Source organism: Pantoea sp. y20 (assembly GCF_054903455.1).
The window spans coordinates 145,999-166,343 of the sequence record NZ_CM142816.1; the positions used below are offsets into that span (position 1 = coordinate 145,999).

General features: G+C 58.5%; 13 protein-coding genes. 11 read left to right on the forward strand and 2 right to left on the reverse strand.

The window, feature by feature from the left end; translation table 11 throughout:
* The first annotated feature begins 5 nt into the window (after positions 1 to 5).
* The 11 genes from dppD (at position 6) to ACYAC5_RS00750 (ending at position 14,638) form a co-directional block, all read left to right on the forward strand.
* On the forward strand, positions 6 to 992 hold the full coding sequence (gene dppD / locus ACYAC5_RS00700; RefSeq protein ID WP_008104610.1) for a dipeptide ABC transporter ATP-binding protein: 987 nt from the start codon (positions 6 to 8) through the stop codon (positions 990 to 992).
* Positions 982 to 1,992, forward strand: coding sequence for a dipeptide ABC transporter ATP-binding subunit DppF (dppF, locus tag ACYAC5_RS00705; RefSeq protein WP_137384884.1), 1,011 nt, complete (start codon positions 982 to 984; stop codon positions 1,990 to 1,992). Before dppD ends, dppF begins: the two co-directional genes overlap by 11 nt.
* A 473-nt stretch (positions 1,993 to 2,465) precedes the next feature.
* The gene (gene bcsO, locus ACYAC5_RS00710; RefSeq protein WP_462062238.1) at positions 2,466 to 3,125 is read left to right on the forward strand and encodes a cellulose biosynthesis protein BcsO; all 660 of its coding nucleotides are present in this window, start codon (positions 2,466 to 2,468) and stop codon (positions 3,123 to 3,125) included.
* Positions 3,116 to 3,916: a cellulose biosynthesis protein BcsQ gene (bcsQ, locus tag ACYAC5_RS00715; protein ID WP_101763799.1), complete on the forward strand. Its 801-nt coding sequence runs from the start codon at positions 3,116 to 3,118 to the stop codon at positions 3,914 to 3,916. Before bcsO ends, bcsQ begins: the two co-directional genes overlap by 10 nt.
* Positions 3,917 to 3,970: 54 nt before the next feature.
* Entirely contained in the window at positions 3,971 to 6,076 is a 2,106-nt protein-coding gene (gene bcsA / locus ACYAC5_RS00720; protein ID WP_462062239.1) for a UDP-forming cellulose synthase catalytic subunit, read from the forward strand.
* On the forward strand, positions 6,073 to 8,604 hold the full coding sequence (gene bcsB, locus ACYAC5_RS00725) for a cellulose biosynthesis cyclic di-GMP-binding regulatory protein BcsB (protein ID WP_462062240.1): 2,532 nt from the start codon (positions 6,073 to 6,075) through the stop codon (positions 8,602 to 8,604). Before bcsA ends, bcsB (ACYAC5_RS00725) begins: the two co-directional genes overlap by 4 nt.
* 11 nt (positions 8,605 to 8,615) lie before the next feature.
* Complete coding sequence (locus ACYAC5_RS00730; RefSeq protein WP_462062241.1) at positions 8,616 to 12,419, forward strand: cellulose biosynthesis protein BcsC; 3,804 nt, start codon at positions 8,616 to 8,618, stop codon at positions 12,417 to 12,419.
* On the forward strand, positions 12,419 to 12,865 hold the full coding sequence (bcsD, locus tag ACYAC5_RS00735; protein WP_110867897.1) for a cellulose biosynthesis protein BcsD: 447 nt from the start codon (positions 12,419 to 12,421) through the stop codon (positions 12,863 to 12,865). The genes ACYAC5_RS00730 and bcsD overlap by 1 nt, the downstream gene beginning before the upstream one ends.
* 9 nt (positions 12,866 to 12,874) lie before the next feature.
* The gene (locus tag ACYAC5_RS00740; RefSeq protein WP_462062242.1) at positions 12,875 to 13,879 is read left to right on the forward strand and encodes a glycosyl hydrolase family 8; all 1,005 of its coding nucleotides are present in this window, start codon (positions 12,875 to 12,877) and stop codon (positions 13,877 to 13,879) included.
* Between the two features lie 176 nt (positions 13,880 to 14,055).
* Entirely contained in the window at positions 14,056 to 14,349 is a 294-nt protein-coding gene (locus tag ACYAC5_RS00745) for a BrnT family toxin (RefSeq protein ID WP_110867898.1), read from the forward strand.
* Entirely contained in the window at positions 14,336 to 14,638 is a 303-nt protein-coding gene (locus tag ACYAC5_RS00750; RefSeq protein ID WP_192236869.1) for a BrnA antitoxin family protein, read from the forward strand. Before ACYAC5_RS00745 ends, ACYAC5_RS00750 begins: the two co-directional genes overlap by 14 nt.
* Positions 14,639 to 14,664: 26 nt before the next feature.
* Here the strand turns inward: ACYAC5_RS00750 and bcsC are convergent, their stop codons facing one another.
* Positions 14,665 to 18,054: a cellulose synthase complex outer membrane protein BcsC gene (gene bcsC / locus ACYAC5_RS00755; RefSeq protein WP_462062243.1), complete on the reverse strand. Its 3,390-nt coding sequence runs from the start codon at positions 18,052 to 18,054 to the stop codon at positions 14,665 to 14,667.
* Positions 18,047 to 20,332 carry a cellulose biosynthesis cyclic di-GMP-binding regulatory protein BcsB gene (bcsB, locus tag ACYAC5_RS00760; RefSeq protein WP_462062244.1) on the reverse strand — a complete coding sequence of 762 codons (2,286 nt, stop codon included), beginning with the start codon at positions 20,330 to 20,332 and terminating at the stop codon, positions 18,047 to 18,049. The genes bcsC and bcsB (ACYAC5_RS00760) overlap by 8 nt, the downstream gene beginning before the upstream one ends.
* Positions 20,333 to 20,345: the final 13 nt, after the last annotated feature.

Here is a 20,345-nt window from a genome sequence, read left to right on the forward strand (position 1 = left end):
CCGAGATGGCGTTATTAAATGTAGACAAATTATCGGTGCATTTCGGCGACGAAAAAACACCGTTCCGTGCGGTTGACCGCATCAGCTATCAGGTCGAGCAAGGCCAGGTAGTCGGCATCGTCGGGGAATCCGGTTCCGGTAAATCGGTCAGTTCGCTGGCGATTATGGGCCTGATCGATTATCCCGGCCGCGTGATGGCCGAGAAACTGGAATTCAATCAGCGCGACCTGCAGAAAATCTCCGAAAAAGAGCGCCGCCAGTTGGTGGGCGCCGAAGTAGCGATGATCTTCCAGGACCCGATGACCAGCCTCAACCCTTGCTACACCGTGGGTTTCCAGATCATGGAAGCGCTGAAAGTGCATCAGGGCGGCAGCAAACGTACCCGTCGTCAGCGTGCGATTGATCTGCTCGATCAGGTGGGCATTCCCGACCCGGCATCGCGCCTGGATGTCTATCCGCATCAACTGTCGGGCGGGATGAGCCAGCGCGTGATGATCGCGATGGCGATTGCCTGCAAACCGAAGCTGCTGATCGCCGATGAGCCGACCACCGCGCTCGACGTGACCATTCAGGCGCAAATCATCGAACTGCTGCTGGAGTTGCAGAAGCAGGAGAACATGGCGCTGATCCTGATTACCCACGATCTGGCGCTGGTGGCCGAAGCGGCTCAGCACATTATCGTGATGTATGCCGGACAAGTGGTGGAGAGCGGTAAAGCGGTGGATATCTTCAAAGCGCCGCGTCATCCCTACACGCAAGCCTTACTGCGCGCGCTGCCGGAGTTTGCTGCGGACAAAGCGCGTCTGGCCTCGCTGCCTGGCGTAGTGCCGGGTAAATACGATCGCCCAACCGGCTGCCTGTTAAATCCGCGCTGCCCGTATGTGACCGATCGCTGCCGCCGCGAAGAGCCGGAGCTGCGCGACATTCCTGGCCGCCAGGCCAAATGTCACTTCCCACTGGATGATGCCGGGAGACCGACTTATGAGTCTTGATAACGATAAGCAGGATTACCTGCTGCAGGCGATTGACCTGAAAAAACACTACCCGGTGAAGAAAGGTCTGTTTGGCCAGGAACGTCTGGTCAAAGCGCTGGATGGCGTCTCGTTCAACCTCGAACGCGGCAAAACGCTGGCGGTGGTCGGTGAATCCGGCTGTGGTAAATCCACGCTGGGCCGCTTGCTGACGATGATTGAAACCCCGACCGAAGGCCAGCTGTTCTGGCACGGTCAGGATCTGTTGAAACACGATCCGCAAGCGCAGAAACTGCGTCGCCAGAAAATTCAGATCGTGTTCCAGAACCCGTATGGCTCGCTCAATCCGCGTAAGAAAATCAGCCAGATTCTGGAAGAGCCGCTGGTGATCAACACCTCGCTGACCAAAGCGGAGCGCAAGGAAAAAACGCTGGAGATGATGGCGAAGGTTGGCCTGAAAACCGAGCATTACGATCGCTATCCGCACATGTTCTCGGGCGGCCAGCGTCAGCGTATCGCTATTGCGCGTGGTTTGATGCTCGATCCTGATGTGCTGATCGCCGATGAGCCGGTCTCCGCGCTCGACGTGTCGGTGCGAGCGCAGGTGCTGAATCTGATGATGGATTTGCAGCAGGATTTAGGCTTGTCCTACGTCTTCATCTCGCACGATCTCTCCGTGGTGGAACACATCGCCGATGAGGTGATGGTGATGTATCTCGGCCGCTGCGTTGAGAAGGGCAGCAAAGAGGCGATCTTCAGCAATCCGCGTCATCCTTACACGCAGGCACTGCTGTCGGCGACACCACGCCTCAACCCGGACGATCGCCGCGAGCGCATCAAACTGACGGGCGAGTTGCCAAGCCCGCTCAATCCGCCGCCGGGCTGTGCGTTTAACGCGCGCTGCCGTCGTCGTTTTGGCACCTGCGTTCAGCTGCAGCCAAAACTGAAGCAATATGGCGATCAGCAAATCGCCTGCTTCGCGGTTGATCAGGATGAAAATCAGCCGGTAGGCGTGTCATAAATTACTGCCATAAATGAATCAAGGCTCCTGCGGGAGCCTTTCTTTTTGCTGATTAATACATGAGATAAATTAACGACAAAAAGGGTTACTGCTAAAGCCCTGACAAAAGCATTACGCCACTGCATCTGTGAACAATTGGTCCTGATTAAGATATATAGCGTAAAGGCAAATTCCTATTTTCATCATCATTGTGTGAGCAATGTCACTGCAGAATAAAATCCATAACTTGCAGCGCAGTAGAGGTTTTTCAGTAGCTTAGGTTAAAATCCCCTGCGTGATTATTTCTGTTAATTGATACTAATTAATCTCCGTCCATAAATAACTGCATGCTTTTTGCATTTCCGCTTTTTCAATCTTAAAGATAGAATTCTTTTATTGAATGCGCTGTTTTAGTAATCAGATTTGTCTCACCGTCTTTTAATGTGTGTGATATATTCGCGGAAAATTCCCTCCCGCTTTTACAGGCTCTGATCATGAAGAATTACGACGATCTGCAGCGTTTTAGAGAGAAAACGCAGACGCTTGACATCGCTTTTAAGGATATGTCCGGTCAATCGCAGGAAGCCGATCAAAGTCAGTGGGCGTTACTGCGTCAATTGACCACCGAACAAGAGCCTGAATTAGGCAGCGGTCAGCGCATCGATATGCCGCAACCACAGCCGATTCGCGGGGATGAATTCAGCGCACCGCCGGAACCGGCTCAGGCTGCATCAGCCAGCCCGGCGCGCGCATCGATTCTCGATAGCCTGAACGCACCTGCCGCCGCGCAACCGGAGAGCGGCTCATCACTGTTTCCGCCCGCGCCGTCGGTTAAGCCGCTCTCCTCTGCGACGCCATTAGCGCCGAAAGCCACGCTGGTCGAGCGCCAGGCGACAACCTCACTGTTTCCACCAGCAAAACCTGCCGTCGCGCCAGTCGCTCAGCCTGCTGCTGTTGCCGCACCGGCAGCTCCCGCGCCAATCGCGCCAGTGCCTGCGCCAACCCTGGCCGCTGCGGTTGAACCGGCACGTCCGGCTGCGCCGGCCCCGTCTCGCTTTGGTGCGCTGTTCCGCTCGCGTCCAGCCGAGCCGGCTAACCTGTCAAAAGAAACACCGTTAAAACCGCTACTGGAGAAGATTGCGCTATGCCGTTAGTTTGTGTGTGCTCGCCAAAAGGGGGAGTAGGGAAAACCACCATGGCGGCCAACCTTGCGTGGAGTCTGGCTCGCGCTGGCAGCAAGGTATTGGCAATCGATTTCGATGTTCAGAACGCCTTGCGCCTGCATTTCGGTGTACCGCTGAATGATGGTCGCGGCTTTGTGGCACGCTCTGAAGATCAGGCTGACTGGAGCCAATCGATTCTGACCACCGGCGGCAATATTTTCGTCATGCCGTATGGCGAGGTGAGCGAAGAGCAGCGTGAACGCTTTGAAGAAAACCTGGTAAAAGATCCCCATTTCCTTAAACGCGGGCTGGATACGGTGCTGAATTATCCGGGGCTGGTGATTATCGCCGATTTTCCCCCCGGTCCGGGTCCGGCGCTTAAAGCAATGCAGGCACTTGCCGATATGCATTTAGTGGTGATGTTAGCGGATACCGCATCGGTCTCGTTGCTGCCGCAAATAGAAAATGACCGCATGATCGGTCGACCGCTGAATAATAAACGCGGTCACTATTTTGTCCTTAACCAGAGCGATAACCGCCGCAATATTAGCCGTGAAGTCACCGCTTTTATGCAGCAGCGCCTGGGTGAGAACTTATTAGGCGTGGTACATCGTGATGAAAGCGTCGCGGAAGCCAATGCCTCGCAACAATCGGTTTATGATTTCAGCCCAGCGTCTGCAGCTGCGTTTGATATCGAATTAGTGGCAAAACGCGTAGCCAATATACTGGATATCACCGTGGGTAACGGCGAAGTTCAGGCACCTTTTCGCAGCCACTATTAATAATGAGGCCGACTCCGGCCACATAATAACAACACAGCTTCTTCAGGGTGAATCATGAGTAAACTCGGGTTTTACCTGCTGCTGCTGGTGCTTGCACCGGTGGCGGCGGTAATCGTCATCACGCCTATGGACAGCCAGAAGCAATATATATTTGGCTTAATCAGCATCGGGATGATGTTTTTACTGGGCTTCAGCAAAAGCCGCAAAATAACCATCGTTATGGTTATCTTATCCGCGCTGATGTCGACCCGATATATCTGGTGGCGTACTACGGAGACGCTGCAATTTAATTCTGAGATTGAAGCCATTCTCGGTATCGGCTTATATCTGGCCGAACTGTATGTCTGGCTGATCTTAATTCTCGGCTTCCTGCAAACCACCTGGCCATTAAAACGCACCATCGAACCTTTGCCGGATGATACCAGCCTGTGGCCGACGGTGGATGTCTATGTTCCGACCTACAACGAAAGCCTCGATGTGGTGCGTGATACCGTGCTGGCGGCGCAGTGTATTGATTACCCGCGCGACAAGCTGAAGGTCTATTTGCTGGATGACGGTAAGCGCAGTGAGTTTGCGGTATTTGCCGCCGATGTAGGCGTGGGTTACATCACCCGTGACGACAATAATCACGCTAAAGCCGGTAACCTCAACCACGCGATGAAGATCACCAAAGGTGAGCTGATTTGCATCTTCGACTGCGATCACGTGGCCACGCGCACCTTCCTGCAGGCAACGGTCGGTCCGTTCCTGAAAGATCCAAAGCTGGCGCTGCTGCAAACCCCGCACTACTTCTATTCACCGGATCCGTTCGAGCGTAACCTGCGCGCGGCGCGCAGCATCCCGAACGAAGGTTCACTGTTCTACGGCCCGGTGCAGCAGGGTAACGATAACTGGAACGCCACCTTCTTCTGCGGTTCTTGTGCGGTGATTCGCCGTAGCGCGCTGGAAGAGATCGGTGGTTTTGCGGTGGAAACCGTGACCGAAGATGCGCATACCGCGCTGAAAATGCAGCGTCGCGGTTGGGGATCGGCCTTTTTGGCGATTCCGCTGGCGGCCGGTCTGGCGACCGAGCGTCTTGGCCTGCACGTCGTGCAGCGTAACCGCTGGGCGCGTGGCATGACGCAGATCTTCCGCGTTGATAATCCGCTGTTTGGCCGTGGATTGAAGTGGCAGCAGCGTCTGTGCTACCTCAACGCCATGCTGCACTTCCAGTTTGGCTTGCCGCGCGTGGCGTTCCTGACGGCACCGCTGGCCTACCTGCTGTTCAACCTGAATATCATTCACTCGTCAGCCTCACTGATTTTCGCCTACGTCCTGCCGCATCTGGTGATGTCCCTCTACGTCAACTCGCGAATGAACGGCAAGTTCCGTTACACCTTCTGGGGCGAAATCTACGAAACCGTGATGTGCTTCCACCTCGTCATCCCAACGCTGCTCACCATGCTGGCACCGAAGCGCGGTAAGTTTAACGTAACGGATAAAGGCGGCCTGCTCGATCAGGGCTTCTTCGACTTCCACATCGTGCGTCCACATGTGATTGTCGCGGTGCTGCTGTCGATCGGCATCATCGCGGGCGTGGTGCGCGCCACCGCGCATGACTACTTTGGCGTTGATCCTTACGTTATTGCGCTCAACGTCGGCTGGGCGGTCTTCAGTTTGGTTATCCTGATGGCGGCGATTGCCGTGGCGCGCGAAACCAAGCAGGTGCGTAAAACCATCCGTATTGAAGTGCAGATTCCGGCGGTGATTCACTACGCCAGCGGCATCTCGTCACGCACGAAAACCAGCGATCTGTCGATGGGCGGCGCGCAGTTGGATGCGCCGGACAATCGTCACGAGCACGATGAAATTGAAGAGATCGATCTGCTGCTGAAGTCGGGCACCATCACCATTCCGGTGAACAAAATCTCCGGCGATGAGGAGAGCATCCGTCTGCGCTTTGGCGATATGCCGCTGTCGCGCCGCCGTGAGCTGGTGCGCGTGGTACTGGCGCGTGCCGATGCGTGGATTCAGCCAGAGTATAAGCAAGACAATCCACTGGTTTCGCTTGGCACCATTATTCGTACCGTCTTTGAGCTGTTCTGGCTGACCTGGAAAGATCGCCGTGAGAAGCGTAAGCGTGGCAACCAGCCCGCAGTAAAAGAGGACAGCGCTGCATGAAGAATTTGACGCAAACGTTGCTGGCAAGCTCGCTGGCAACGGCGCTGCTGCTCGCGCCAGCGTGGGCCGAAACCCCGCCAGTCACTCAGGATAGCGCTGCACTTTCAGACGTGCCGCCGCCGCAAGGCATCGAAAGCGCTGCCGATCCGCAGCTGCAACAGGCAGCGGGCGCCGCACCTTATGCGCCAGCGGAAACCGCACAGCAAACTGCTCCCGAAACCGCACCGGAAGCCGCATCGACAACGGAAAACAACGCGCCTGCTGAACCTGCGCCCAGCGAACCTGCTGCCGCACCAGAAATGGTGCTGCCAACGGTAGCGCCAACCGCACCGGCGATGATGCCAGAAACGTCTTCCGTGACGCTTAACCAGCCAATCAGCAGCACCGTTTCGGTGGCACAAATGGGCCAGCCACGCGGCATTACGTTGACCGGCGGCCAGCTGCAATCCGGTATCATGTTCACGCTGCCCAGCGATGAAGTGATCACCAACGCGCGTCTTAATCTGTCGCTGCGCGTCTCGGCGGCGCTGGCCGCGCGTAACACCTCGCTGCAGCTGATGCTGAACGGTCAGCCGCTGGGTACCTTGCCTTTGGGCGCCAGCGACAGCGATGTCAGCGATTACCAGCTGGATATTCCGGCGGCGATGGTGGTCTCCAGCAACAACCTTAGCTTCAAGATTAACGATGCCGACAAGCTGCTGTGCGAGAAAGAGAGCGCGCAGCAGTATCAGGTATCGATTTTGCCGAAAACCACGCTGAGCCTCGAAGGCCAGCAGCTGAACATCGGCACCAGCCTGCGTAACTTCCCGCGTCCGTTTATTGATGCGCAGCGCATGACGCCCGCCAGCGTCACCTTTGGCTTTGCCGCCAATGTCGCGCCGGACAGCATCAGCGCCGCTGCGCTGGTGGCATCGTGGATGGGCATTCAGTCGGATTATCGTGGCATCCGTTTCCCGGTGGTGCGCGGCGATTTGCCTGAACACAACGGCATTCTGGTCGGCCATCCGGGCGACAAAATTGGTACCGTAACCTTGCCAGCCACCAGTGGTCCGCTGCTGCAGGTGATCGATAATCCGAACAATCCGGTCTACAAACTGCTGCTGGTGGTGGGCGCAAATGACGATCAGCTGCGTCAGGCCGCTAACCGTTTAACCACTCAGCCGTTGGCGACCGATGCCAGCAGCCTTAACGTGCAGCCGCAGCCGATAGGTGAACGTAAGCCGTACGATGCGCCGCGCTGGATCAACACCACGCGCCCGGTGCGTCTGAGCGAACTGCTGCGCAAAGATCAGAGCCTGACCACCACCGGCATTTGGCACGATGCGCTGAGCGTCAACTTCCGCGCGGCGCCAGACCTGTTCCTGTGGGATGGCGACACCATTCCGGTGGAGCTGCACTATCGCTTCCCATCCGAAAGCTGGATTGATGAGGACAACTCGTTCCTCAACGTCATGATTAATGGCACCTTCCTGCGCAATCTTACGGTGAATAAAGTCGGCTTGCTGGAGAGCGCCTGGCATCGGCTGGGCGGCGACGCGCGTCAGGAGCATTACACCCTGAAGCTCGAACCGTACCTGATTTACGGTGACAATCAGCTGGCGCTCTACTTCAACATCAAGCCGAAAGCGGATGCGCCGTGCGGCGTGCTGCTGAACAACAACATTAAGAGCCGCATTGAAGAGGATTCGTGGATCGATCTGAGCCATACGCGCCACTTCACCATGCTGCCAAATCTCTCTTACTTTGTTGGCGCTTCGTTCCCGTTCTCGCGTCTGGCGGACTTCTCGCAGACCACGCTGCTGTTGCCGGAACAACCAAGCGATGCGGAGATCGCCACGCTGCTGGATATGGCCTCACGCGCCGGTAACGCTACCGGCGTACCGCTGCTGCAAAATCAGGTGCTGTTTGGCCTGCCAAACGGCGGCACCAACATGACGCGCCTGCAGCAGAGCGATCTGCTGGCGGTGAGCACCACGCAGAACAACGACTTCAACCAGGCAATGCTGGCCAACACGCCGTTCGATACCAGCGGCAACACGCTGGGCGTGAAAGAGCCCACCACCTGGGACAAACTGCGTGGCTGGCTGACCGGCGACTGGTATCGCCAGCCGCTGGATGCCGATCGTTACTTCTCCTCCAACGAAGCGTGGCGCGGCTTTGTCAGCTATCGCTCGCCGTGGAACCCGGATCGCTTAGTGGTGATGACGGTGGCGACCAGCGATCAGCAACTGCTGCGCCTGCATGAAGACCTGAATTCTGCACGCATCAACGCCGGGATTCGCGGCGATACCGCCATCATCACCGATGAGAACGGCATTCGCAGCTTCCGCGTCGGCCCGCAATTCCCGAGCGGCGAAATGCCGTGGTACATGATGGTGGTGTGGTATGCCAACCAGCACTCGGTGCTGATGGCGCTGGCGGCGCTGCTGCTTTCAGCGTTGGTCGGCGGCGGTGCGTGGGTGATGCTGAAACGTCATGCGTGGCGTCGTCTCAACCCAAAAGTTGATAGCAAGTCCGGCAAGAAGTAAGGATAAAAACAATGAAAAAACATCTGTTGAGTGCCGGTATTCGCCATGCCTTGATTCTGGGTGGCGCGCTGACGCTCTCTCAGCCGCTGCTGGCGGCGAAGAGCAGTAATCCTGCGTTACAGGCGCTGTTCGATCAGGCGGCTTATTGGCACCAGAAAGCGCATGACGATTTGGCCAAAGCCTCGCTGCAGAAAGTGCTGATGGTTGAGCCCAACAACACGCAAGCGCTCTATCTGCTGGCGCTCTATTCACAGCAGAGCGGCGGCACGGCGGAGGCGGCGCAGTGGCGTGCGCGCCTGAGCGCGGCCTCGCCGAACGATCCGCATCTCACCGAGCTGGATAACGCCCGCCAGCTGCAAACCATTCCGCAGGCGCAGCTGCAGTTAGCGCGCCAGCAGGCACGCAGCGGCAACATCGCGGCGTCGCTGCAAACCTGGCGTAACACCTTCAGCGGCAACGAACCGCCGCCGAGCGTGGCAGCCGAATATTATCTGACCATGGCGGGCGATCGTTCGCTGCTGCCGCAGGCGGTTGAAGCGCTGCGTCAGTTCTCCGCCGATCATCCGCAGGATACCGGTGCCAAGCTGGCGCTGGGTAAAGCGCTGACCTATCAGGAAGCAACACGTCGTCAGGGTATCGATGTGCTCGGCAGCCTGGCAGACGGCAATAAAGAAGCGGACCGTTCGCTGCGTCAGGCGCTGTTGTGGCTGGGTCCGCAGGCGTCCGATGCGTCGCTGTATCAAACCTGGCAGCAGCGCCATCCGCAAGACAACGCGGTGCTGGATTACTACCGTAAAAACGTCGGCGGCGCGGAGAAGGGCGCGGGCTTTACCGCGCTGAACAGCGGCGACGTCAGCAACGCGCAGAACAACTTTGAGAAAGTACTGCAAGCTAATCCGCAAGATGCGGATGCGCTGGCCGGTATGGGCTACGTGGCTCAGCGCGCCGGACGTTATGCCGAAGCGGCGGATTACCTGACGCGCGCGGCGCAGATGGGTGGCGATCAGAGCGACACGCGCCAGAAGCAGGCCGCCGATGCACGTTTCTACGCGCAGCTGGCCTCCGCGCAGCAGGCGCTGAAAAATGGCGACAGCGTGCAGGCGTTGGCGCTGAGCGAACCGCTGGCGCAGGCCGACGGTGAGAAAGGCGTCTCCGCCAAACTGTTCCGCGCCGATGTGCAGCGTCGCAGCAATCAGCTCGATCAAGCGGAGCAAACCTATCGCGCCATCCTGCAAAGCGATGCCAATAACCGCAACGCCAAAGAAGGCTTGTTTTATGTGCTGCGTCAGCAGAACCGGGGCGCAGAAGCCAACACGCTGCTGGCATCACTGCCCGACAGCGTGCGTCAAAGCGTGGCACCGCGCGGCAGCAGCACCGATCCAATTCGTGCCCAGGCCAAACGTGAAGTGGCGGCGGGCAATAACAGCGCCGCCATCGCCACCTTGACCTCGGGTATTCAGCGCTATCCCAACGATGGCTGGCTGCGTCTCGATCTGGCACGTCTCTATCGCGCGCAGGGCAATAACATGATGGCGGCCAATATCATGCAGCCCACTATGCGCAGCGGCGCCAGCACCACCGAACTCTATGCAGGTGCGTTAAACGCCAGCGAAAGCAGCGCGTGGCAGCAGGCGAGTCAGTTGCTGTCTCGCATTCCCAACAGCAGCAAAAACAGCGATATGCGCGAGCTGGCGCAGCGCGTCAACTTCAACCTGCAGATGGCTACCGCCGATCAGTATCTGGCGCAGGGCTCGAACGCGGCAGCGGCCAACACCCTGCGCGCGCTGGCCTCTACGCCGCCCGCCAATCCGGTGGATGCCGGTAACCTGGCGCAGAAGCTGGCGAAAGCCGGCGATCTCACCAGCGCGGTGTCGGTGGTGCGCAGCAATATGCAGCGCGGCATTCAGGGCAATGCCGGTGATTACGCCGCGCAGGTGGCGGTGCTGAATCAGGCCGGGCTGAATACCGAAGCGCAGAGCTTCCTCAGCAGCCCGGAACTGCAGGCACGCAGCACGCCAACCCAGCTGGCGGGCATCCGCAACGGCTACGTGATCAACGAAGTGGATCGTCTGCGCGAGCAGAAACAGTACGCCGCCGCTTACGACAAGCTGGTGGGCGCGCTGCAGCACGATCCGCAGAACCGCGATCTGATGTTCGCCATGGCGCGACTCTACCAGTCCGGCAAGATGAATAAAGAAGCGGGCGTGGTGTACGACTACCTGATGACGCAGGATACGCCAACGCAAGACGCGCGCACCGGCGCCATCAACGTGGCGCTGGCGCAGAATGACGTCAACAAAGCCAATACCTTAACGCGCGGCCTGCGCAACGAGCAGTCGCCGGATCGCTTGCTGCTGTTAGCCCGCGTGGCCGAAGCCAACGGCGAACACAGCCAGGCGATGAGCTACCTGCGCACCGCGCGCGGTCAGCTGATTGGTCTGCAGGGCGCAGAAACCGGCAGCGTGCCAAGCGTAGGTGGTCTGGCGCTGGCCGACAATCCGTTTATCAATCGCGGCACCTCGCCGGTGGGGCGTACGCCTTCCAGCTATGGCGCGGTGATGCCGTGGCAGTCGGCACCGGCGGCCACCAGCAGCGCTGAAGGCGTGACGCTGGCGAGCAACACACCGGCGGTTCAGCAGAGCCAGACGCTGCGCCAAATCGACAACATGATGGATGACCTGCAAGAGAAAACCGGCACCTGGGTGCAGGGTGAAATGCAGGTACGCGGTCGTGATGGCGAATCAGGTTTGAGCAAACTCACCGAAGCCAAAGCGCCGCTCACCTTCTCCACCGTGCCGTTTGGCGAGTCGCGCTTCGACTTCACCATGACGCCGGTTTCCCTCACCGCCGGCAGCGCCGGTGGCGACGCATGGCGTCGATTCGGCACCAACGCGCTGGTGCAGGGCAATGTGGTTGCCACCGGTGCGGCGAAAATTGATGATACGCCCAACTCCACCACCGATTCGCAATCCGCGACCGGCGTGGAGCTGAACATGGCGCTGAAGGGCGACAGCTACAAGATTGACCTCGGCAGCACGCCGCTGGGTCAGGACTTGAGTACGCTGGTTGGCGGCGTGCAGTGGTCGCCGAAGCTGACCGACTTCCTGACGCTGATCCTTACCGGTGAACGCCGCGCGATGACCGACAGCTTGCTGTCGTATGTCGGCGTCGAAGACAAAACCAGCGGTAAACGCTGGGGCCGCGTGACTAAAAACGGCGGTAACGCCTTGCTGAGTTACGACAACGGCGATGCCGGTTTTTATGTCGGCGGCGGCGCGTACAGCTACATCGGCGAAAACGTGGCGAGCAACAATAGCGTGCAGGCGACCGCAGGCGCGTATGTGCGTCCGTATCACCTCGACGATCGCGAGCTGAAAGTCGGCATGAGCTTGTCGTGGATGGATTACTCGAAAAACCTCAGCTACTTCAGCTACGGTCAGGGCGGTTACTTCAGCCCGCAGAACTATGCGTCGGTGTCGTTCCCTATCGAATTCAGCCGCAAGTTTGACGATCTGAAAGTGAACGTCGGCGGTTCGGTGGGTTATCAATCCTACAGTCAGGATAAGAGCGCCTACTTCCCGAATAATCCGTCGTTGCAGGCGCAGCTGCAAAGTCTGGCCGATCAAGGCTACGTGAAGGATGCGTTCTACAGCGGCGACAGCAAAAACGGCATTGGCTACAACCTGCATGCCGGTGCGGATTATAAGATCAACAAAGATGTCACCGTGGGCGGTCAGCTCGGCTACGACACCTTTGGCGATTACAACGAGAGCACCGCCAATCTGTACTTCCGTTACATGTTCGGAGATTACTAATGAGTGAGCAAGTAACCGCACGCGTCAGCCATCCGCATCAGCCGGGCTGGTTTGATTTGGTGAGCGCGATGATTGAGAGCATGCTGGACAACGCGGGCGAGGAAGCGGAAGGCTTTCTCAATGGCGTCGGCGTATCGCTGGCAACACGCTATCCTTTACCCGATGCGCGCACCGTGCAGGATCTGGAGCGTGAAATGAATTTGCAGCTGGCGCGATTTAACTGGGGCTTTGTGCAGTTACAGCCGCAGGAGAATGCCATTCTGATTCAGCACCACGCGCTGCCGCAGGGCGACAGCAACGTCGGTGTTGAACGTTGGCAGCTGGCGTTGAGCGCGGTGCTGGCGGGCGTGTATGCACAATGGCTGCAGGCACAAGGCGGCAGCGCGGCGGTGCCGGTGATGCTGGAGAACAACGACGGCGGCACGCTGCACTATCGATATCAATAGGATGCTGTAATGAGAGTGATGCGGTTCTGGCGTCAATGGATGCTGTGTTTCATGGTGATGTTTTTTAGCGCTCAGGCGGCCGCAGATGGCTGGAGTACCTATAAAAGCCGTTTTATGGGCAGCGATGGCCGAATTAGCGATACGGCCAACAATAACGTTAGCCATACCGAAGGGCAAGGCTACGGCATGTTGCTGGCGGTGGCGCATGACGATCGCGCCACTTTCGATCTGCTGTGGCAGTGGACGCGCAGCCATCTGCGTAATCCGCAAAACGATCTGTTCTACTGGCGCTACACGCCAGGCGCCGCCGATCCGATTGCCGACAAAAATAACGCTTCCGATGGTGATGTCCTGATTGCCTGGGCGCTGCAACGTGCGGCACAGAAGTGGGGCGGCGATTATCAGCAGGCCTCCGAGCGCATTCAGCGTGCGATCGTGAAGCTGAATGTGATCAGCTACGGCGGACATAAAGTGATGCTGCCGGGCGCGCAGGGCTTCAACAAAACCAGCTACGTGGTGCTTAATCCCTCCTATTTCCTGTTTGAGGCCTGGCGCGAATTCGCGGAACACAGCCATCTGCGTATCTGGAATGAGCTGATTGATGACGGCATGGATTTGCTGGGTGAGATGCACTTCGGCAAAACCGGCCTGCCGCTCGATTGGGTGGCGCTGAATGCTGATGGTTCTGTGGCACCGGCGGTCGGCTATTCCAATCGCTTCAGCTATGACGCGATCCGTATTCCGCTAAATATCTGGTGGTACGACCCGCAAAGCCTGCGTCTGGTGCCGTTCCAGCGTGTCTGGCAAGGTTCGGCGCGCATGACCACGCCCGCCTGGTATGATGTGTTGGGCAACACGCCAGCGCCGTACAACATGGAGGGGGGATTGATTGCGGTGCGCGATTTAACCCTGGGCCAAACTCAGTATCTCAATGACACGCTGGCAGCGGATCAAAACTACTTTTCCGCCAGCCTGCAGCTGCTGACCTGGCTGGCATATCAGGAAAAGCGCTAAATCTCATTTTTGGCCTGGTCGACATAAATGGCGGCCAGGCCATATTTTCCAGCCTTGTCTGAATCTCATTTCATTGTGCTGCTTATCTTTGATTTCTTGAACGCGATCAAAATGGCAGCACTGACACACATGCAAATTTGTCATGCTAAAATGTATAGACAAAAGTGTATGGTAAAATGCAAACGGAACTGGAATTTGAGTGGGACCTTAGCAAAGCAGAGTCTAATCACCGCAAGCATGGCATCCGCTTCGAAATTGCCGTGCGCGTGTTTGATGATCCTTTTCATCTGTCTAGCCAGGATCGTTGTGAGAATGGCGAATATCGCTGGCAATCAATAGGTAATGTTATGGGCCATATTATTATTTTGGTGGCCCACACGGTACGTTTCGAGCAGGGCACTGAGATTATTCGCATCATTAGTGCACGTCCTGCCACGCGCAATGAGAGGAGACGCTATGAGCAAGGTTAGGTTTAAACGCAGCGAATTACCGCCGCTTTCGGATAGCCTGCAATCTGAACTGGACGCGCTGAGTCAAAAGCCGGATAGCGAGATTGATTGCGGTGAAATCGCCCCGTTAAATGAACGTTTCTGGAACAGTGCTTCCAGCGGGCGATTTTATCGTCCGATTAAAACACAGGCTTCAGTCAGAATTGACGCGGATGTGCTTGAGTGGCTGAAAGCGCCGGGTAAAGGGTACCAGACGCGTTTGAACGCCATTTTGCGCGCGGCGATGCTGCGCGAATTAGAAAGCAAATAGTGCCCGGGCGGCTTAACAAGCCGCCGCTATTCAAAATCCGCATACGGCGTCAGCGGTTGTGGCGGCATATCCATATCGCCATTCCAGCCGGACATTGAGTAGCGCATGAAAATCAAACCGTGGCTTGGGGTGTAATCTTTCGCTTGCTGTATATCCATCGCCAGGCCCACCGACCAATGCGGCGTAATGCGTCGCTCCACCAGCGCCTGCAGCGTGTAGCCAAAACCTCTACCCGAACTGCTGTCTGAGGTGGGATTCGACGCCAGCGTAAAGCCAGGATTGACCGGATAGCGCTGCTGCCCGTCGGTATGCGATTGCGACCAGGAAACCGAGCCGCCGAGATCAAACGACCAGTTCTCTGTGCGCTGGCGATAGGTCACCGGCAGCGACAGCGAGAAATATTGCTGCGGGCTGTAATAGCCGCCCTGACCGAAGGTGTAGTCGCTGAGATCCTTCTGGTAATGCCACAGCATGCTGTTCAGGCCCACGGTGGCGCGGCGATTATTTTCATTAATCAGCTTGTAGTAATAGCCCGCCATCAGGCGCTCGCGGCTGTTATCCGCCACGTTATCACCGCTGAGTTGATGCGCACTGATATCGCCCCACACGCCATGCGCGCCGCCCTGATCATAACTCAGTCCGAGCGAGCCGCCGGTTGCCACCACGCCGCCCCAGGTTTTGCCGCCGTTTGCCGCGGGATCGCGCGCGCCTGCGTACGCCAGCAGCGAGCTGGAGATCGGTCGGCGTGATGCGGTGAACGTCAGGCCAATGTCTTTGACGTCGGTTTTCCAACTGACGCCGCCGACCCAGTTGCGGGTCTCGAAGCCGAGCGGCGTGGTGCCGAAGTCTGCCGACCAGCGATCGTTATGCCAGCCCACGCCTAGCGCGGTACCTTCATCGCGCTGAGTAAAGTCGCGGCTGCATCCGCCGGAATTGTCATCGTTACAGCTGCCGAACTGCTCGCTGTGGCTGCCGTTGCTGGTGGAGAAAGTGCCGGCTGAAACCCGCACATGATCGACACGCACAAAGCTGTGGCCATCGGCCAGCGGCGTTTCCGCCTGCATCATGGTGGTATGGGCGGTGAAATCGGAAGTGCCACCGTTGCCTTTGTTGCGCGAGTAATCCTGCTCCAGCGTGAACGTGGTGTCCTGCTGACGATAAAGATCGGCGGCGTCGCTGCGGATGCTGCGTTTCAGCCAGTCATCCTGCGCCTGATTGCGGGTTAATTGCGTATAACGATCGTTATCCTGTGGCACATCCGGGCTGATGCCGCTCGCGGCCATCGCCCGTTGATAATCCTGCTGCGCTGGTGCGGGTTGTTGCAGTTGCGTTTCCAGCCGCGCCGCATCGCGAAACACCAACGCTTTTTCCTGTGACGCGGCCTGTTGCGCCGCGCGGGTTTTCAGCTCAGCAAAAATCTGTTGAGCACGAACCGCATCGCCACTGTTCTGCCAGGCGAGCGCCACGCGCCGACCGCTGTTCACACTTTGCTGCGCCACGCCTGGCGGCAAGGCTTGTAACGCGCGTTGCGTTTCAGCAGGGCGTTTTAAGGCGATCAAGGCTTCGATACGACCCAGCGCCGCATCGCCGTTTTTACGGTCTTGCTGTTGCACCTGTTGATAGCTCGCCAGCGCACTGCGGGCGTCGCCGCGCTCCAGCGCCCAATCGGCCAGCGTGATATCGCGGCGGATAGAAGCGGGTTGCTGTTGTAGTAGCGCAATTGCCGCCGTTTCATCGCCGCGCGTGCGTAAATCACTGGCGCGGGTAAACACTTTGTCCTGCTCGAGACGATCGGCCAGCTCATGCATGTTGCTGTCCCAGCGCGCAGCGGGCAGGCGATGCAAGGTGGCCAGCGCCGCGTCATCGCGGTCGCCGGAAGCCAGCCACAGCGCCGATGCATACAGCGCTGTGGGTTCCTGTGGATGCTGGCGCACCATCGCGTCCATCACCTGCGCGCCCTGAGTTTCTTCGCCGCCGTTGCGCAGCGCGCCGGCCAGTCGATAAACCAGCCAGATATCATCAGGATTCGCCTGCGCTACCTGGCGATACTTCTCCGCCGCCTGATGCCATTGGCCTTGCTGCGCCAACGCATCGGCTTCGGCCATCAGCACATCGGTGCGCAGCTGTAGCAGACGACGTTTCGCCGTGCTATTGCTGCGATCTAAGCGCAGCGCCTGCTGCCAATAACGCTCTGCCTGCGCAGAATTTTTACCCGCCAGCGCGGCATCACCCAAGCCAATCAGCGCCCAGCTATCGCGATTATCCAACCCTTGCGCGCTGCGGTAATACCCTTCCGCCGCGGCGATATCGCCTTTTTTCAGCGCCGCATCACCGTTGTTGATCGCCAACCAGTAACGGTTGGTTTGCAGCAGCGACTGCCATTTGCCGATCTGCGTGCTGGCCTGACCAGCCTGTATCGCTTTCTCCAGCCAGCGAATGGCGGCGGCGCGATTGTTGGCTCGCGCCTGCGCCTGGCCCATCGCGCCCATCAATTCAGCATCGTTGGGATTGGCGGTTAGCGCGGCATTGAGCGCGGCAATCGCATTGGCGCCGCCACCGGCATCCACCAGCGCTAAGCCACGCATCCGCTGGCGATACGCCGGATCGGCGAGCAGTTGTTGCTGACGCGCCAGCTCTTGCTGACCGCGCTGCTGGGCATCGCCCTCGGTAAAGGTTTGCAGATATTGCTGCAGGCTGGCGACGCTGCTTTCGCTCACCGGCTGATTCTGGATCTGCTGCAGCCACAGCTCGGAAGCGGCATCGCGTCCGCCGTTGCGGTTGGCGAGACGACGCAGCTGGGTAAAGGCTTCGCCCGGCTGATTGTTATCAAACGCCATGCGCGCCAGCTGCAGTTCTACGCCGATGTTGCCGGGATAGCGCTGCTCCAGCGCCTGCAGCTGTTGATACGCTTGTGGCTGCTGGCCGGGTAAACGCACCACCAGCCGCCAATACTCTAGCTCGGTATTCACATCAGGGAACACGCCGTGGAACAGCGCGTCCCACGCGGCTTTGGCTTCTACGACGTGCCCGGCAGTGGCCAGCAGTCGCGCCTGCTGCAGCTGCTGACGCCCTTCCGCAGTCACCAGACGCAAGCCGGCTGCTGATTCACGCGTGGCGGCGGCATTCGGTGCCACGCGCTTCAGTTCATCCAGCAGTTTTTGCGCTTTGGCCTGGTCGCCCTGGCGCAGCGCCATGCGGATTTGCGCCGCCAGCACCTGCGGATTATCGGGATCGATTTTTTCCAGTCGATAGAGCGATTGCTGTACCAGATCGATTTTGTTGGTCGATTCGCCGGTACGAATCTGCATCAGCAGCCACTCAACCGGCGAAACCTGGGGACCGATCGGGGCGGCAGTCGCGCCGGCCAACACCCCGAGCGTGCTACTGATCAGCAATCCAAGCTGCAGCTTATTCATCGTCATCCAGCTCGGCCAGACGGCGACGGCTGACCATGCGCATTAAACGCCACGCCATCAGCGCAAACAGAACCACGACCACCACCGCGCAAATCGCCAGCCACACCGGATGGGTGGCCAGCAGATTCCACAGGCGTTCCCACCACGGCAGGTGACCGACGTAATAAGTATCGCCGACGCGGATGCTGTTAACGCCCGATTCACGGATCACCGTGGCGGTACCGAACACTGCCGCGCGTTTGCCGCTGTCGAGCAGCGCGTTATTCAGCAGCTCCCAGCCGCGTGGGCTGTCGGCCAGCAATGCCACGACGCTGCGTTGATCGTTAAACGGTGACTGGAACCCGACAATCGCGCCCATCGGCCCGCGTGAGCTAATGGTGGTTTGGCTTTCTACCGCGCGTTCACTGTCAGAAATCGGTACGTTAGCTGCTGCGTTGCTGCGTGCAGGCATGCTGATCCAGCTGCGGGCGGCATCGGCCAGCAGCGGGATCTTCGTGTCGTCCTGCAGATCCTGCGGAATGCCGCCGATCATCAACATATCCACATCCGCCGATTTCGCTTTGCTCCAGTCATCGCTCATCTGCACGCGCAGCGCCGGATAACCGGTTTGTGCGCCGATGCTGCCGAGCGCATTCAGCAGCGTGCTGACTTCGTCATTGCTCGGCCTGGATGGCACCAGCACCAGCGTTTGCGCCAGATCGGCGTAGCGGCTGTACGGGAAACCGGCGTTGGCGAAGGCGCCCAGCGACGGCATTTCGATGTAGTGACGATAGCCGGAGAAATCGATGCTCGAGGTATCGTCAATCACCACGTGATGTCCGACGGCGGTGACGGTTTCGCAGCGGCCATCGGCGGTACCGCCAATAAAGGTGTTGGCGTAATCAAAGTTAAAACGCAGCTGATTCACCACGCCGAGGCGCAGCGCCGGAATGGTCAACTGGCGATTGCTGTCCTGCAAACCCTGCATCAGCGGGATGCGCATCAGCTGCTGACCGGCGGTATCTTTCTGCGTCAGCGGATAATCCTGCATGAACTGATTGTTGAGATGCACCGCGAGACGCGAGCCATCCTGCTGAATCGGCGAGGTGTAGCGGTAGCGCAGATCCATATCGATGCCGCGTGCGCGCACCAGGAACAGATCCGGTGGCAGATTCAGCGTCAGGCTGATCGGATTCGGCTGCAAACCGTTGCCCTGTAGCTGGTTTTGATACTGCGTCAGCTCGGCAAAGGTGGTGCGGCGATCGGTGCGCACCCAGTTCGGCGCGTCGTACGGCTGACGCGGCGCCAGCCGTTTTACGTTGTCGATGGTTGAGCTGTCGCCGCGCAGCAGCAGCTCGCCTTGCGCAATGCCTTCGACGGCGGTCAGCAGGTCATTATCGTCACGGCCGAGGATCAGCAGCATCTTCTCGTAAGGATTGTCCGGCTGATTCACCATCTCCACCGTCGGTTTCTCCACCGGCGGCAGATCTTTCAGGAAGTCGGGGCGATGATCGTTGGTGGCAAACACCACCGCATGCTGCTCTTTGGGCAGCTGGTTATACAGCACCGGGAAAGATTGTCCGCGCCACTGCGCTTTGCTGCCAAACCAGGAAGCCAGAATCCCGGCCGCACGCTGTTGCAGCAGATTCGGCGGGGCGTTGAAAACCATCGGCAGCTGCAACGGACGGCTGTCGCGCGTATCTAAGAACGGCTCCGGGAAATGCGACAGATCGTTCTTCAGCGGCAGCTTCTGCAGCGTCAAATCGAGTTTGCTGGCTTTGCCGATATCCAGCCAGATGGTGCTGTTGGCCGGGTTTTCACATACGTTGGCATAGTGACCTACCAGCTCAAGCCGCACGCGGTTGAAGTCGCTGATAAAGCGCGGATCGATAGGGATTTGCGTTTGGTTCTCTTTGCCGAGCTGCTCGGCGGTGACCGTCACCAATCCCACCAGTTCATCGTTGAGATAGACTTTGAGCTGCGACAGCGTCGGAATCAGCGCCGGCGAGGGACGATAGCTCAGATTCAGCAGCGCGCGCGTCACCACTTCATCGCTGCGCACGCCGAACTCAATCTGGCTGCTCGGTTCGGTACCGCGCAGCGTCATGCTGCCGGGCGGCGGAGCGACCTGATTAAACACCAGCTGGCTGTCACGCAGCGGCGCGTTGGCGTCGACCCGCGCATTCACCTCCGGTAACGGCTGCGGCGCAGTCATGGCGCCAGAAGTCAGCGGCGCGGCCTGCACCACAGAGACGCAGCCCAGCAGCAGGGCGGTGAACCAACTCAGTTTTTTCGTCATGGTCATATCATCA

Excerpts from the sequence above, each read along its gene's own strand:
- bcsB (WP_462062244.1), bottom strand. The coding sequence starts at position 20,332 with ATGACGAAAAAACTGAGTTGGTTCACCGCCCTGCTGCTGGGCTGCGTC.
- dppF (WP_137384884.1), top strand. The coding sequence starts at position 982 with ATGAGTCTTGATAACGATAAGCAGGATTACCTGCTGCAGGCGATTGAC.
- bcsA (WP_462062239.1), top strand. The coding sequence starts at position 3,971 with ATGAGTAAACTCGGGTTTTACCTGCTGCTGCTGGTGCTTGCACCGGTG.
- bcsD (WP_110867897.1), top strand. The coding sequence starts at position 12,419 with ATGAGTGAGCAAGTAACCGCACGCGTCAGCCATCCGCATCAGCCGGGC.
- ACYAC5_RS00730 (WP_462062241.1), top strand. The coding sequence starts at position 8,616 with ATGAAAAAACATCTGTTGAGTGCCGGTATTCGCCATGCCTTGATTCTG.
- ACYAC5_RS00740 (WP_462062242.1), top strand. The coding sequence starts at position 12,875 with ATGAGAGTGATGCGGTTCTGGCGTCAATGGATGCTGTGTTTCATGGTG.
- bcsO (WP_462062238.1), top strand. The coding sequence starts at position 2,466 with ATGAAGAATTACGACGATCTGCAGCGTTTTAGAGAGAAAACGCAGACG.
- bcsB (WP_462062240.1), top strand. The coding sequence starts at position 6,073 with ATGAAGAATTTGACGCAAACGTTGCTGGCAAGCTCGCTGGCAACGGCG.
- ACYAC5_RS00745 (WP_110867898.1), top strand. The coding sequence starts at position 14,056 with ATGCAAACGGAACTGGAATTTGAGTGGGACCTTAGCAAAGCAGAGTCT.
- bcsC (WP_462062243.1), bottom strand. The coding sequence starts at position 18,054 with ATGAATAAGCTGCAGCTTGGATTGCTGATCAGTAGCACGCTCGGGGTG.
- bcsQ (WP_101763799.1), top strand. The coding sequence starts at position 3,116 with ATGCCGTTAGTTTGTGTGTGCTCGCCAAAAGGGGGAGTAGGGAAAACC.
- dppD (WP_008104610.1), top strand. The coding sequence starts at position 6 with ATGGCGTTATTAAATGTAGACAAATTATCGGTGCATTTCGGCGACGAA.
- ACYAC5_RS00750 (WP_192236869.1), top strand. The coding sequence starts at position 14,336 with ATGAGCAAGGTTAGGTTTAAACGCAGCGAATTACCGCCGCTTTCGGAT.